The 14,248-nt window shown below is 37.9% G+C and carries 13 protein-coding genes; 12 read left to right on the top strand and 1 reads right to left on the bottom strand.

Going from position 1 to position 14,248, the window contains the following annotated elements; translation table 11 throughout:
- The first annotated feature begins 23 nt into the window (after positions 1 to 23).
- The 3 genes from hflK to OO7_RS00560 all read left to right on the top strand — a co-directional run bounded on the left by hflK (position 24) and on the right by OO7_RS00560 (position 3,820).
- Positions 24 to 1,226 carry an FtsH protease activity modulator HflK gene (gene hflK / locus OO7_RS00570; RefSeq protein ID WP_008914021.1) on the top strand — a complete coding sequence of 401 codons (1,203 nt, stop codon included), beginning with the start codon at positions 24 to 26 and terminating at the stop codon, positions 1,224 to 1,226.
- Positions 1,227 to 1,228: 2 nt separating this feature from the next.
- Positions 1,229 to 2,230 carry a protease modulator HflC gene (gene hflC, locus OO7_RS00565; protein WP_008914020.1) on the top strand — a complete coding sequence of 334 codons (1,002 nt, stop codon included), beginning with the start codon at positions 1,229 to 1,231 and terminating at the stop codon, positions 2,228 to 2,230.
- A 288-nt stretch (positions 2,231 to 2,518) separates the two neighbouring features.
- Positions 2,519 to 3,820, top strand: coding sequence for an adenylosuccinate synthase (locus OO7_RS00560; protein ID WP_008914019.1), 1,302 nt, complete (start codon positions 2,519 to 2,521; stop codon positions 3,818 to 3,820).
- 63 nt (positions 3,821 to 3,883) lie between these two features.
- Here OO7_RS00560 and OO7_RS00555 read toward each other — a convergent pair whose 3' ends face one another.
- Entirely contained in the window at positions 3,884 to 5,086 is a 1,203-nt protein-coding gene (locus tag OO7_RS00555) for a mechanosensitive ion channel family protein (protein WP_008914018.1), read from the bottom strand.
- 1,432 nt (positions 5,087 to 6,518) lie between these two features.
- Here OO7_RS00555 and OO7_RS00550 point away from each other — a divergent pair.
- The 9 genes from OO7_RS00550 (at position 6,519) to rpsF (ending at position 14,247) form a co-directional block, all read left to right on the top strand.
- Complete coding sequence (locus OO7_RS00550) at positions 6,519 to 6,908, top strand: helix-turn-helix domain-containing protein (RefSeq protein WP_043892615.1); 390 nt, start codon at positions 6,519 to 6,521, stop codon at positions 6,906 to 6,908.
- A gap of 132 nt (positions 6,909 to 7,040) precedes the next feature.
- The gene (locus tag OO7_RS00545) at positions 7,041 to 7,514 is read left to right on the top strand and encodes a fimbrial protein (protein ID WP_008914016.1); all 474 of its coding nucleotides are present in this window, start codon (positions 7,041 to 7,043) and stop codon (positions 7,512 to 7,514) included.
- A gap of 20 nt (positions 7,515 to 7,534) precedes the next feature.
- A complete protein-coding gene (locus tag OO7_RS16755; protein WP_008914015.1) occupies positions 7,535 to 7,711 on the top strand; it encodes a fimbrial protein in 177 nt (58 codons plus the stop codon).
- A 41-nt stretch (positions 7,712 to 7,752) separates the two neighbouring features.
- Positions 7,753 to 8,319, top strand: coding sequence for a fimbrial protein (locus OO7_RS00535; protein WP_008914014.1), 567 nt, complete (start codon positions 7,753 to 7,755; stop codon positions 8,317 to 8,319).
- Positions 8,320 to 8,333: 14 nt separating this feature from the next.
- Positions 8,334 to 9,335: a fimbrial protein gene (locus tag OO7_RS00530; protein WP_008914013.1), complete on the top strand. Its 1,002-nt coding sequence runs from the start codon at positions 8,334 to 8,336 to the stop codon at positions 9,333 to 9,335.
- A gap of 627 nt (positions 9,336 to 9,962) precedes the next feature.
- The gene (gene nsrR / locus OO7_RS00525; protein WP_008914012.1) at positions 9,963 to 10,385 is read left to right on the top strand and encodes a nitric oxide-sensing transcriptional repressor NsrR; all 423 of its coding nucleotides are present in this window, start codon (positions 9,963 to 9,965) and stop codon (positions 10,383 to 10,385) included.
- Between the two features lie 42 nt (positions 10,386 to 10,427).
- Positions 10,428 to 12,890: a ribonuclease R gene (gene rnr / locus OO7_RS00520; protein WP_008914011.1), complete on the top strand. Its 2,463-nt coding sequence runs from the start codon at positions 10,428 to 10,430 to the stop codon at positions 12,888 to 12,890.
- Between the two features lie 66 nt (positions 12,891 to 12,956).
- A complete protein-coding gene (gene rlmB / locus OO7_RS00515) occupies positions 12,957 to 13,694 on the top strand; it encodes a 23S rRNA (guanosine(2251)-2'-O)-methyltransferase RlmB (protein WP_008914010.1) in 738 nt (245 codons plus the stop codon).
- A 166-nt stretch (positions 13,695 to 13,860) separates the two neighbouring features.
- Positions 13,861 to 14,247: a 30S ribosomal protein S6 gene (gene rpsF / locus OO7_RS00510; RefSeq protein ID WP_008914009.1), complete on the top strand. Its 387-nt coding sequence runs from the start codon at positions 13,861 to 13,863 to the stop codon at positions 14,245 to 14,247.
- The last annotated feature ends 1 nt before the right edge of the window (position 14,248 follow it).

The raw sequence follows: 14,248 nt of genomic DNA, 5'->3' as shown, positions 1-14,248 counted from the left end.
TCATAAAGATATGGAGCTAAAACATGGCGTGGAATCAGCCCGGTAATGACGGACAAGACCGCGATCCGTGGGGAAGCGGCAATAAAGGCGGCAACTCTGGCGGGAATAAAGGTGGTCGGAAACGCGGGGCTACTGATCTCGACGATCTCTTTCGTAAGCTGAGCAGTAAGCTTGGTGGTAATAAATCAGGCGGCAATGGTGATGGCGATAACAAACAGCCATCTCAAATTAGTGGTCGTCTTGGTATGTTGGCTATTGCAGCAATTGTTGTTGTGTGGGCAGGTTCTGGTTTTTATACCATTAAAGAAAGTGACCGAGGCGTAGTATTACGTTTTGGTGAATTTAGCGGTATTGTTGGACCAGGTTTGAACTGGAAACCGACTTTCATTGATAGAGTTATTCCGGTCAACGTTGAAACTGTTCGTGAACAAGCAACTAACGGCATGATGTTAACGTCTGATGAAAACGTGATCCGCGTTGAAATGAACGTTCAATATCGTGTTACTGACCCTGCTGAATACTTATTTAGTGTAACAAACCCAGATAACAGCTTACGCCAAGCACTTGATAGTGCTGTGCGTGGTGTCATTGGTCAGTCTGCTATGGAGCAAGTGCTGACTACGAATCGTGCTTTTATCCGTGATGTTACACAAAGAGAGCTTGAAGCAACAATAGCACCATACAAAATGGGTATCACGGTACTTGATGTCAACTTCCAAGCGGCGCGTCCACCAGAAGATGTCAAAGCGGCATTTGATGATGTTATTGCAGCAAGGGAAGAAGAACAAAAAACGATCCGTGAAGCACATGCTTACCGTAACGAAGTTTTACCATTGGCAAAAGGTAATGCCCAAAAACTGATTGAAGAAGCAGAAGCTTATAAAGCAAGTGTTGTCTTCAAAGCAGAGGGTGAGGTGGCAAGTTTTGCGAAGATGTTACCTGAATATCGCGCTGCACCTGAAATTACTCGTGAACGCCTCTATATAGATACAATGGAACGTGTTTTAAGCAACACGCGTAAAGTTATCGCTAATGATAAGAGCAACAGCATGTTAGTTCTACCATTAGACCAACTGATGCGCGGTGGCAATGAAAACAGCGTACCAAAAACAGGTGTACCATCGAAAGTGGTGAATCCAAATACAGGTAATTCATCATATAATTCGACACCAGCGCAACAAAGTGGTGGTGTGCGTGGTGATGCCGTTAGAGTAGGGAGACAATAATCATGCGTAAATCGCTAATTGTTATCGTTATTGCCATTTTGGCAGTCGCTTACGCATCTATCTTTATTGTTCCTCAAACTGACCGCGGAATTGTACTGCGTTTTGGAAAGGTACTGCGTGACTCTGAAAACAAACCGATCATTTATGAGCCGGGTCTACATTTTAAAATACCATTCCTTGAAACGGTTAAAATGTTAGATGCACGTATTCAGACGTTAGAAATTCAAGCTGACCGCTACCTGACAAGTGAAAACAAAGACTTGATGGTAGATTCCTACTTGAAATGGCGAGTAACAGATTTTAGCCGCTATTATGTTGCGACTGGTGGTGGTAACCCACTCCAAGCAGAAACATTATTAAAGCGTAAGTTTAGTGACCGCCTGCGTTCTGAATTTGGTCGTTTGAGTGTCAGAGATATTATTACTGATTCTCGCGGACGCTTAACTGTTGATGTACGTGATGCATTGAACAAAGGTACAGCGACAGATGAAGAGTCTAGAGAAGCTGATGCTGCGATAGCTTCTGCTGCTGCGCGTGTTGAGCAAGAGACAAACTTAACGCCGTTGGTTGCGAATGCAAACAGTATGGCAGCCTTAGGTATTGAAGTTGTTGATGTGCGTATTAAACGTATTGAGTTGCCAAATGAAGTTTCTGAAGCCATTTATGCCCGTATGCGAGCAGAACGTGAAGCTGTTGCTCGTCAACATCGTTCACAAGGTCAAGAAGAAGCAACGAAAATTCGTGCTGTTGCTGATAAAACAGTAACTGAAACGCTAGCAGAAGCAGAGCGTACCGCATTGACTTATCGTGGTGAAGGTGATGCAATGGCAACTAAACTATTTGCTGATGCTTTCAACCAAGATCCAGAGTTCTATGCCTTTATTCGTAGCCTGCGTGCTTATGAGCAAAGCTTCAAGAGTGGTGATGACGTTATGGTGCTTAGCCCTGACACAGATTTCTTCCGCTTTATGAAGGCGCCCACAAAATTGCGTGCAACAGAGTAAAACTTGCACTTTAGCCGATTAAGTTGCGTGCAACTGATCAAAATAGCTGCTAGTGTAATAAAGAAAAGCCCGCTTCGCGGGCTTTTTTCGCCTACCGTTTGACATGCTGAATTTTCAAGTGAAAATTTACTCGCTCAGCTAGTTAACAATAGATGGGGTTACGGCTGAAATAAAAAATGCCGTTTTTACTTGCTTTCTGGCAAAAAATTTTTTGTTGCGCTAAAAAGTGCTGGAAGAGTTCATTTTAGATGGTAGAATTCATTTTTAAGCAACCGAGTGTATTTTGAAATGGGTAAGAACGTTGTCGTACTGGGCACCCAATGGGGTGACGAAGGAAAAGGCAAGATCGTTGACTTGCTGACAGAGCGCGCTAAATATGTAGTTCGCTATCAGGGCGGCCATAATGCTGGCCATACTCTAGTTGTAAACGGTGAAAAAACCGTTCTCCACTTAATTCCATCCGGTATTCTTCGTGAAAATGTCATCAGTATTATTGGTAATGGTGTAGTTCTTGCGCCAGATGCTTTAATGAAAGAGATGAAGCAATTAGAAGAACGTGGTGTTCCTGTTCGTGAACGCTTACATATTTCTGAAGCATGCCCACTAATCCTGCCTTATCATGTTGCATTAGACAATGCGCGCGAAAAAGCACGTGGCGCGAAGGCGATTGGAACAACTGGTCGTGGTATCGGCCCTGCTTATGAAGATAAAGTTGCTCGTCGTGGTTTACGCGTTGGTGATCTTTTCGATAAAGTCACTTTTGCTGAAAAGTTAAAAGAAATCGTTGAATATCATAACTTCCAACTTGTTAATTATTATAAAGAACCAGCGGTTGATTATCAGAAAACCCTTGATGATATCATGGAAATTGCTGATATTCTGACTGGCATGGTAATTGATGTTTCTGATTTGCTCTATAAAGCACATCAGAAGAATGAATTAGTTATGTTTGAAGGTGCACAAGGTACTTTGTTGGATATTGACCACGGTACTTATCCTTATGTAACTTCTTCAAATACAACAGCGGGTGGTGTTGCGACAGGTTCTGGCCTTGGTCCTCGCTATGTCAGCTATGTTCTCGGCATCATCAAAGCTTATTCAACTCGTGTTGGTGCAGGCCCATTCCCAACTGAATTGTTTGATGAAACAGGTGAATTCCTACGTGAAAAAGGCCAAGAATTTGGTGCAACAACGGGTCGCAAACGTCGTACTGGTTGGTTAGATATCGTAGCAATTAATCGTGCTGTTCAGATTAACTCCCTATCTGGTTTCTGCATGACTAAACTGGATGTTCTTGATGGCCTAGATGAAGTTAAAATCTGTGTAGGTTATCGTCGTCCAGATGGTACTGTTTTGGAGACGACACCGCTTGCTGCTGATGAGTGGGATGGCTTAGAACCAGTTTATGAATCAATGCCAGGTTGGAAAGAAACGACTTTTGGTGTGAAAGATAGAGCACAGTTACCACAAGCTGCTTTAAATTATATCAAGCGTGTTGAGGATCTAACAGGTATTCCAGTTGATATCGTTTCAACAGGCCCAGACCGCTCTGAAACTATTATTCTTCGTGACCCATTTGACGCAGAATAATCCGTTAAGAGTCAGTTAGATTAATAAAAAACACCGGCAAGTTCGGTGTTTTTTATGATTACTTTAATGTAATTTTAAATTAGCTAAATCTCCACCAGATGGGTGCTGATATATTTTTAAGTTAAAATATTTGGCTGATGCGTTAATGTATTCAAAAATTTCAGCTTGTACTTCTTCATATTCAACCCAAGTAGTTGAACGAGTAAAGCAATAAATTTCAACGGGTAATCCATTCGGAGTTGGCGGCATTGTTCTGACCACTAGATACATATCGGTTCTGACGTCACCGCGCATTTTTATCCAATTCAAAAGATATCTTCTAAACAGTTGCAGATTAGTCACACCTTTATTGAGCATCCACTCATCAACATTATGAGCATTATCGGGCACACCGAGTATGGCTTCTATGTTTTGGTGTAGAGACGGCAGTTTTTTGAGTTCATTAAAGAGGTTATCTGTGACAAATGAAACTGAAGATTGGTCAATATAAAAACTGCGTTTAATCCGGCGTCCACCGGAAGAGAACATCGGTTGCCAATTAGTGTATTTCTCGGTTAAAAAATCTTTGGTAGGAATACGGGAAATGGTGTTATCCCAATTACGAATGGTAATATTATGCAGTGCGATATCAACGACTTCACCACTAATATTACTGCTCGGTAACTCAATCCAGTCATAAAGTTTTAATATTTTTCCATTTGAAACTAAGATGTTTGCGACAAATGAAAGCAAAGTGTGTTGAAAAATAAACATTAACACCGCTGCAATGGCACCAAAACTTGAAATAATAATGATAGGGGATTGTTTGGTCATGAGTGCGATGATTAAGATAAACGAAATAATCCAAACAATAATTTTGGCGATTTCAATATAGCCTTTGATCGAGTTGTTGCGATGCAGTATTTTTTTTGATTGCCTCAGGATAAAAACATCAAGTCCATCATTAATCAGTGAGGCAATATTAATGATAATTAAAGACCAACAAACGGTTTTAAATATCGTGTTCATTTCATCTGAAAATGAAGGAAGAATTTGGTCAATATAAAGAACGAAAGTGACCGCAATGATAGAAGCTATCTTCCTTGCAACACCTTCACTAAGATCATCATCGGGTAAATTAGTAAAAAGGGGCAATAGTCTTCTAGCGAACCGTAAAAAAATTATTTTTCCCAAAAAACACGTCAGCAACAAAATAACAATCAACATGAGTGTAATTAGGGCGGGACTTGCTGATATAAAATCATATAATTCAATAAGTTTTTCCATGGTATCCTATCGTACATATCCATCATGCGGCAGAATGTATAAGAAAATAAATTAAAAGCTTGCTGTTAAGGGTAACATTCTCATCACACTTCAAACACCACCCATAACACAAATAGGAATATACTGTGCATCAATTAGAGCGTTTTGTTCTTTGTTGTATATAGTTCAATCAACCCGTGTAGGTAGCAACATCATTGGAAATGCCAACGCAATGATATTTTCATAATTTCTGGCTAATTTGTCATACAGGATAAGTATTAGTTGAGGTGTACTGAATTATCTTCGTTATTACAATCTAACCCAATGATATCCAGTAAATCATTATTTTCCCCTGTATTATACGAAAAACCGTCAGGAAAATATCTTCATTCTGTTGTACCGGATAATAAATCTCTACGGTTTTAGCATGCCACGATACCTTAAATATACGAAAAATCATCGGAACATTCATTTAGTGTGAGTGCTACTTATTGTTTGTAGTGATCGCGAAATTGAAAACATGCCCCTTATTTTCTTAATAATTACCTCTATTAGGTTAAGTTAAATAAATAATAGTTTGTTTTTATGTTAAAAATAATATTTGTTTATAACAAAAAATGAAATATAAAAAATTAGTACAGAAAAATCCTAATGCTAACAAAAAATACATTTTAGTATATATCCGCTATTTATATAATATTAAAAGTTGAATGTAAAAATAATACACATTATATGAGTCATGTTATTTTTTGTAATAAATGGCAATATTTATATAAAAAAAGTAAAAAATAGACATAAAAATGACCGTGTATAGCATGTCTTCAATTAATGTTATTTGATTGAATGTAAAAAAACCAAATCAATATAAGTGTTTTTATTTGATTTAAAATCTATAAAAATAAAATATACAGAATTAAATATCAAATTTAATATATATTTAATAAATAAAAAACATAAATTGGTGGTTTTTTAATATAACTAATTGATTAATATTGATATTATTCGCTCAGAAAACATCAAGATTAAATTGAAATATCTTGTTATCTCTTTGATTGGATTTTTAGACTAAATGCAAATTTAATTTAGAATTAAATATTTATTTAAATGAAAGTTAATTTATATTTAAGAATTATCTACTGTTATTTTTTTATGCAAAGAATGCGGTGTGTAGATATGATTTTGTAATAAAAAGAAAATTTAATGTATTTAATAAAATCTCATATAAATACAATATTGAAAACAGAATATTGTGCTGTTTGATTTTATCAGATCTCAGAATTATACTGACTATCGAAATTTGAGCACTTTAGGTTTTATTTCATTGCGCTTTAGCTGCGTAATATACGTAATATACGTAATATAAGCCGTATATTTAGTTTGTCATATTATAATATCGCAATATATTTATTGAGAATCTTCTGGGGATTATGTTTCAGTGAGTTAGTGAGAAATAATGATGAATACCACAATACATAAGAATATAGATAATTTTCAAAAGGTATTAATTAAAATCATCGGAACAGAATTATACAACATTAGAAAGAATAAAGGTATTAGTGGGAGTAAGCTGGGTAAGAAATTAAAAATATCACAACAGCAAATTTCTCGATATGAACGAGGGCTATGCAGTATGAGTTGTGAAAAATTATTCTCAATACTTTTTTATTTAGAAATAAGTCCCGTAATATTTTTTGAAAATATTATATTTAATTTAAATACATATTCTCCTGATATGTTGTTATATATTCATGATGGCAAAGGATTAATAAAAAATGATAGTGATTTTAACTATTTATTAAATGGAAATATTGGGTCTGTTTTAAATTCGATATTCCCTAAGTAATTAAAAATCTAATATCAAATATCTAATGTTAAATATTTTAATATTTAATATCAGATATTCATTACTTGAATAAATCCCACTCAAAGCTGGGTAATTATATCGTTCCTATATTTAAATTAAAAAGAGGTTAAAATGAAAAAAGTACTACTAGCTGCTGCTATTTCTGCTGTTATGGCTTCTCCTGTATTAGCTGCTGATCAAGGTCATGGTAAAATAACATTCAAAGGCGAAATTATTGATGCACCATGTTCAATTAGCTCTGATTCAGTTGATCAAACTGTATGGTTAGGTCAAATCGCCAACTCAGTTTTAGCAAAAGGCGGTACTTCTACAGCAAAAATTTTCAACATTGAATTAGAAGATTGTGTATTTGCAGTTGATGCAAATGGCAACGTTAATAATGATAAAGTCACTTTAACATTCACTGGAATTGGTGCTGGATTTAATTCTAAATTGCTAGGTGTAACTGGCTTGAGTGCTACAGACCAAGCTAAAGCTGGTAACGTAGGTATTCAATTATTAGATAGTAATAACCAACCACTTGAAATGAACAAAGCTGTTTCTGCAGCCCATCAATTACAAGCGGGTGATAATACACTACGTTAGAAGGCGTAAAAGGGCTTGGATTGCAGATTACCGATAAATCAGGTCATGAAATCAATTTTGGGACACATGCCAAACCAATTTTAATTTCAACGGGTCAGACTTTATTAACTTATTATGTTTCTCCAGTAAGAGTTTCTAATATATTACAAGCAGGGGCATATAGAAGCGTTATTTCATTTCAAATAGCTTATGAATAAGTTTATGAAAATTGCTGAAATAGTATTGAAAGGTATATGCGATGCAAACATCAAAATCGATAAAATATAATTTTAAAGAATCAATACTAATGATGTTTCTAGGATGTTTATTTTTTTCTGCTGTGAGCCCAGCTAAAAATGGTCAAATAGGTGAGATTAGAATTAGAGGGCTACTTGTTGCTGAAACCTGTACGGTCCGACCTGGAGATGAGAATATTGCTGTCAATTTTCGCAGCATCTTAGATACCGATCTTTATATTAATAAAAAACCATCTTCTGAGAATTTTTATATTCATTTAGAAGATTGTGATGAGAGTGTTTTAAAAACAGTAACCGTAAAATTTACAGGGAGCGAAAATAGTAATTTACCTGGTTTGTTAGCCGTGGATAACGGCAGTATGGCATCTGGGATAGGGGTTGAAATAACGGAGTTGGGCGGAAAGAAGATACCGATAAACTCTGTAACACCGGCTTATAAATTGCAGAAAGGTTCAAACACGTTAAGTTTTTCTGCAAATATACAGGCTGAGCCAAAAGCAATTACGAATAAAAGTATAGGGTTGGGGAATTATACCGCGACGTCTACGTTTACATTAAATTATGACTAGTGTTTAGGATAAAAATGAGAGTTTTAATATTACTGATTATATCGACTTTATTCAGCTCGCCACTCTATGCTTTTGTATGCAAAACTAATGCTGGGCAGGAAGTCAGTAGTGGTACACAAAGTATTAATAATATACCTATTGATAACGATATTTTTGCTGTACCGAATCGCATAAATGAATTTGCGAATGTAAATGATTATATGACGTGCCGAAATGAGCTCCCATCAGCATATGTTGACTACTTAAATCTGCAATCAATGACGTTAGGACCGGTTCTTCAAAGTAATCCAGATCTTAAAGCTGGCGTTAGTGTCCGAGGAGTGCGTTACCTTGCCCCATTTAGTGGTCGAGATATTCAAATATTCCGTTTAACACAATCGTCGGAGTCCCTGCAAATTAAATTATATATTCAGGTTAATCATAAGCCGACTCCTTCCGTGTTAATTAAGAAAGGGGATTTATTAATGACATTGGGACTACAGAAATATGCGACTCGTGTAAGGAGCAACAATCCAATTGACTTCTTAAATTTTACATGGAAATTTTATGCTGGTAATGACGTTATTATTGGTACAGGGACTTGTGACGTCAATAACAATCAACAAGTGATTATTGATTTTAAAACTGTAAATGCTTCTGGTATTTCTACCATTGGTAGTGATAGCCGTTTTCAGCAAAATGCGGAAATTAACTATACCTGTGATGATGATAACCTTTCGACACCAATAAAAATAACATTAAGTGGTAGTACGACGAACTTCTCTGCTGACGCGTTGATGGTGAAAACCGGTGACATAGGAAGCTCAGGTAAAATTATGCCAGGTCTAGGTGTTGAAGTTTATCATCAAGGTAAGCGCATTTCTCCTATGAATGGTAATTTCAACTCTGAAATTATTAATGGCCGAGGAAAAGATACTTTAACGTTTAGTCTGGTTAAAAAACAAAATCTAGCCAAAAATGACTTAATCGAAGGTGAATTTAACTCTGCTGCGACAATTATTATGTCTACACCTTGATAGTTTTAGATATAACAGCCTATCTCAACGTAAATGGCTCTGTTGTTATAAATAATGAGATGGGTGAACTGCTTTAATAAGTAGGACACTTTAATAATGAAACATAATCTAATTATTAAAGTGTCAAAGAATGGATCAACGTGAGATTTTCACGACTTAATTGATACTTTTTAATAACAATTTCATAATCAACATTATTTTTTAGTAAGTTATGCGGCATATTCAATTGACGTAATGTGCAAGCAGGGCTTCTTCATTTTTTTCTTTCCTCAAGGTCTTGTCCTAGTTTTTTTCCTCTCACCTATTATTACATTTAGCTATAAAAATCGATGATCTTTCTGTTTATTTTGAGTTGTCAGGCGGATAAGCTCAAGATATGAGTCATGCTGAGGTATTAATTTCATCTTCGCGATATTAAAAATCGAGTATATTTGAGTGTCATAGTGAAGAAACATTGTTATTGGATAGATATTTTCAGTTTATGGTAAGCTAAACTAGCATTTTTGTTATATTTTTAATTTTATCTACTGAAAGATAACCATAGCGAGATGAAATTCAAAATATCGGGAATATATTTAATTTAAGTAATGGTATAACAATTATTGAGCCAAAAATTTTGAGGTGATTGTGCAGCTAACGAGTTTTACAGACTATGGATTACGGGCTTTGATTTACATGGCATCACTTCCTGAAGGGAAAATGACCAGTATCACAGAAGTGACTGAAGTCTATGGTGTATCCCGTAATCATATGGTTAAGATTATTAATCAGCTCAGTCATCTTGGTTATGTTAAAGCAACACGCGGGAAAAATGGGGGAATTACTCTTGGCCAGCCCGCAGAGACTATCCGGATAGGAGATGTCGTCAGAGCGCTTGAACCTTTAACATTAGTGAATTGTAGTGGTGAATTTTGTCATATTACACCTGCTTGTCGTTTAAAAGGTGTACTGCATCAAGCAATACAACAGTTTCTACAAGAACTCGATAAACATACACTGGCTGATATGGTTAAAGACAACAGCCCGCTTTATCAATTACTGTTGGATTAAAGGCAGCAGTAATAACAAATTTTGATGACAATGGAGGTAACGATGTCACATGATCCATTTCAGGAAAGGGAAGCTGAAAAATATGAATCTCCCATTCCGAGCCGAGAATTTATTCTTGAACTGCTTTCCAAACGTACAACACCAGCTAAACGTGAAGAGATTGCGCAGTTATTAAACCTTTCCTCTGAGGAAGATTTAGAGGCATTGCGTCGCCGCTTACGTGCGATGGAAAGAGACGGGCAATTGGTGTTTACTCGACGCCAATGCTATGCACTACCTGAACGCTTAGATTTACTAAAAGGTAAAGTTATTGGCCATCGTGATGGTTATGGCTTCTTACGCGTTGAAGGTAAAAAAGAAGATTACTATTTATCACAAGATGAAATGAAACGTGCTATGCACGGTGATGTTATTTTGGCACAAGCATACGGGCAAGATCGCAAAGGGCGCACAGAAGTCCGTGTTGTTCGAGTATTAGAACCTCGTAACAATCAAATTGTTGGCCGTTACTTTATTGAAGCGGGCTTGGGATTTGTCGTACCAGATGATAGCCGATTAAGCTTTGATATTTTGATCCCTAAAGAAGATATCAAAGGTGCGCGTATGGGCAATGTGGTGGTGGTTGAATTAGTGACTCGCCCGCAACGCCGTGCACAAGCTGTTGGTAAAATTGTGGAGATCTTAGGTGAAGATATGGGAACGGCAATGGCGGTTGAAATTGCTTTGCGTACCCATGAAATCCCACATACATGGCCACCACAAGTTGATAAACAAATTGCTGATTTAAGTGAGCATGTCCCTGAATCAGCGAAAAAAGGGCGTGTTGATTTAAGAGATTTACCATTGGTAACAATTGATGGTGAAGATGCCCGTGATTTCGATGATGCCGTACATTGTGCACCAAAAAAAGGTGGCGGTTGGCGTTTATGGGTTGCTATTGCAGATGTCAGCTATTATGTTCGTCCGCAAACAGCACTTGATGATGAAGCACGTAGTCGAGGTAACTCAGTCTACTTCCCATCTCAAGTTATTCCTATGCTACCCGAAGTGTTATCAAATGGGTTATGTTCACTAAACCCTGGTGTTGATCGTTTGTGCATGGTGTGTGAAATGACAGTCTCCGCGACTGGGCGTTTGTCATCTTACAAATTCTATGAAGCGGTGATGAATTCTCATGCAAGATTGACCTATACTAAAGTGTGGAAAATTCTGCAAGGTGACGAAGAGCTACGCGAACACTATAAAGCACTAGTTCCGCACATTGAATCGTTGCATAAACTCTATCAAGCATTAGATGAAGCGCGTATTGAACGCGGTGCAATTTCGTTTGAATCGGAAGAAGCGAAATTTATCTTTAATGCTGAACGCCGCATTGAACGCATTGATCCAGTTGTTCGTAATGATGCACATAAATTGATTGAAGAGTGCATGATTTTAGCTAACATTGCAGCTGCGCGCTTCGTTGAGAAGAATAATGAACCTGCACTTTATCGCGTTCATGATCGTCCGAAAGAAGATAGCGTATTGAATCTGCGTTCTGTATTTAGCGAATTAGGGTTAACACTTCCGGGTGGAATGACGCCAGAACCAAAAGATTATGCTCAAGTCATGAATGAAGTGGCTGAGCGTCCTGACCATGAATTGCTTCAAACCATGATTTTACGTTCAATGAAGCAAGCTATTTATGATCCGGAAAATCGCGGTCACTTTGGTTTGGCTTTAAAATCCTATGCTCACTTCACATCACCAATTCGCCGTTATCCAGATTTAGCTTTACACAGAGGGATTAAATATCTGCTAGCTAAAGAGCAAGGACATGCAGATCATCGTTGGACGCCTACTGGCGGCTGGCACTATGATATGGACAGCATGCTGCAATTGGGCGAACATTGTTCACTGACTGAACGCCGTGCTGATGAAGCGACGCGTGATGTTGCTGACTGGTTGAAGTGTGATTTCATGCAAGATCAGGTTGGTAAAGTCTTTACTGGTTTAATTACGAGTGTGACAGGCTTTGGGTTCTTCGTTCGTTTGAATGATTTGTTCATTGATGGTTTAGTACATGTTTCAACGCTTGATAACGATTATTATCGTTATGATGGTGTTGGCCAGCGCTTAATCGGTGAGTCATCCAGCACAACTTACCGGCTCGGTGATGAAGTGGAAGTCCGTGTTGAAGCCGTTCACATGGATGAAAGAACAATTGATTTTGCATTGATCTCAACAACGCGGAAAGCGAAAAATCCGGGTAAAACTGCTCGTGATAGAATGAAAAAAGAAGTTAAAGGTGCGACAAAAGCAGCACGTAATAAACGTGATGTCAGCAAAGAAAAGAACTTTGAACCGGATTCTGCATTCCGTCGTTCAGAGAAAAAAGGCAAGAGTACAGATAAAAAAGCCGAGTCAAAAAATAAAGGCAAGAAAGCATCTGATAAAACCAAAAAAATCAGTGCAAAATTAAAAGAAAAACATGCAGCGAAAAAGTCCCAAAAGAAAGAAGGGTAAGCCAATTCGCTGAATAATTAAGGTGGCATTTTGCCACCTTATAGACCACCAACCAAAAAGAGATTTATGAGCGAAATTATTTATGGCATTCATGCGGTGAAAGCCCTACTTGATCGTGATGCTTCACGATTCAAAGAAGTTTATATATTAAAAGGGCGCGATGATCGCCGTCTGATGCCAATTATTCATGAACTTGAAGCACTTGGTATTGTGGTACAAGTGGCTAATCGTCAATGGATGGATAATCAAACTGAAGGTGCAGTTCACCAAGGTATTATCGCCAAAGTATTGCCAAGTAAGCAGTATCAAGAAGGTGATTTACCTGATCTACTGGAAAGTACAGAATCGCCGTTTTTACTGATCCTTGATGGGGTAACTGACCCTCATAATTTAGGTGCTTGCTTGCGAAGTGCTGATGCAGCCGGTGTTCATGCTGTCATTGTACCAAAAGATAAATCAGCTCAATTGAATGCTACTGCGAAAAAAGTGGCATGTGGCGCCGCAGAAAGTGTTCCACTTATTCGTGTAACCAATTTAGCCAGAACATTACGTTTGCTCCAAGAATATAATGTATGGATTGTTGGTACAGCGGGTGAAGCTGACCATACACTTTACCAAAGTAAATTGGTAGGACCTATGGCGCTGGTAATGGGTGCTGAAGGTGAAGGAATGCGCCGTTTGACACGTGAGCATTGTGATGAACTGATTAGTATTCCTATGGCAGGAAGTGTTTCTTCATTGAATGTTTCTGTGGCGACAGGTGTTTGTCTATTTGAAGCTGTACGCCAACGTACTAGCAAATAAGTCGCGATAAAATAAATTGATCTATTTATCACCATCGCTTGAGTTTTTTCTCATAGATGGGTATAGTTACGCGTCAATTTTTTAGCCGCACTCAATAAGTTCCTTGCCTCCACGGGCCGCGGTTAACCCTGACAGGAGGCTAATAATCCGTAAGGAGCAACTACTAATGCGTCATTACGAAATCGTTTTTATGGTCCATCCTGACCAAAGCGAACAGGTTCCGGGCATGATCGAGCGTTACAGTGCTGTTATCACTAACGCACAAGGTCAGATCCACCGTCTGGAAGACTGGGGCCGTCGTCAACTGGCTTACCCAATCAACAAACTGCACAAAGCTCACTATGTTCTGTTGAACGTAGAAGCTCCACAGGAAGCGATTGATGAGCTAGAAACTAACTTCCGCTTCAACGATGCCGTTATCCGCAGCATGGTTATGCGTGTTAAACACGCAGTGACAGAAGCTTCTCCAATGGTTAAAGCTAAAGACGAACGTCGTGGCCGTGACCTATCTGATGAATATCAGGAAGAAGAAGCTGGGGATTCTGAAGAGTAAT

Origin of the sequence: Providencia sneebia DSM 19967 (assembly GCF_000314895.2) — a bacterium.
Classification (GTDB): domain Bacteria; phylum Pseudomonadota; class Gammaproteobacteria; order Enterobacterales; family Enterobacteriaceae; genus Providencia; species Providencia sneebia.
Note: the sequence above shows the minus strand (reverse complement) of the source record. Positions and strands in the feature narration are given on the sequence as shown.

What these genes read in the sequence shown, in the direction of transcription:
- OO7_RS00550 (WP_043892615.1), top strand. Translation starts at nt 6,519, where the DNA reads ATGATGAATACCACAATACATAAGAATATAGATAATTTTCAAAAGGTA.
- OO7_RS00555 (WP_008914018.1), bottom strand. Translation starts at nt 5,086, where the DNA reads ATGGAAAAACTTATTGAATTATATGATTTTATATCAGCAAGTCCCGCC.
- OO7_RS00530 (WP_008914013.1), top strand. Translation starts at nt 8,334, where the DNA reads ATGAGAGTTTTAATATTACTGATTATATCGACTTTATTCAGCTCGCCA.
- hflK (WP_008914021.1), top strand. Translation starts at nt 24, where the DNA reads ATGGCGTGGAATCAGCCCGGTAATGACGGACAAGACCGCGATCCGTGG.
- rnr (WP_008914011.1), top strand. Translation starts at nt 10,428, where the DNA reads ATGTCACATGATCCATTTCAGGAAAGGGAAGCTGAAAAATATGAATCT.
- OO7_RS00535 (WP_008914014.1), top strand. Translation starts at nt 7,753, where the DNA reads ATGCAAACATCAAAATCGATAAAATATAATTTTAAAGAATCAATACTA.
- OO7_RS00545 (WP_008914016.1), top strand. Translation starts at nt 7,041, where the DNA reads ATGAAAAAAGTACTACTAGCTGCTGCTATTTCTGCTGTTATGGCTTCT.
- rpsF (WP_008914009.1), top strand. Translation starts at nt 13,861, where the DNA reads ATGCGTCATTACGAAATCGTTTTTATGGTCCATCCTGACCAAAGCGAA.
- hflC (WP_008914020.1), top strand. Translation starts at nt 1,229, where the DNA reads ATGCGTAAATCGCTAATTGTTATCGTTATTGCCATTTTGGCAGTCGCT.
- rlmB (WP_008914010.1), top strand. Translation starts at nt 12,957, where the DNA reads ATGAGCGAAATTATTTATGGCATTCATGCGGTGAAAGCCCTACTTGAT.
- OO7_RS00560 (WP_008914019.1), top strand. Translation starts at nt 2,519, where the DNA reads ATGGGTAAGAACGTTGTCGTACTGGGCACCCAATGGGGTGACGAAGGA.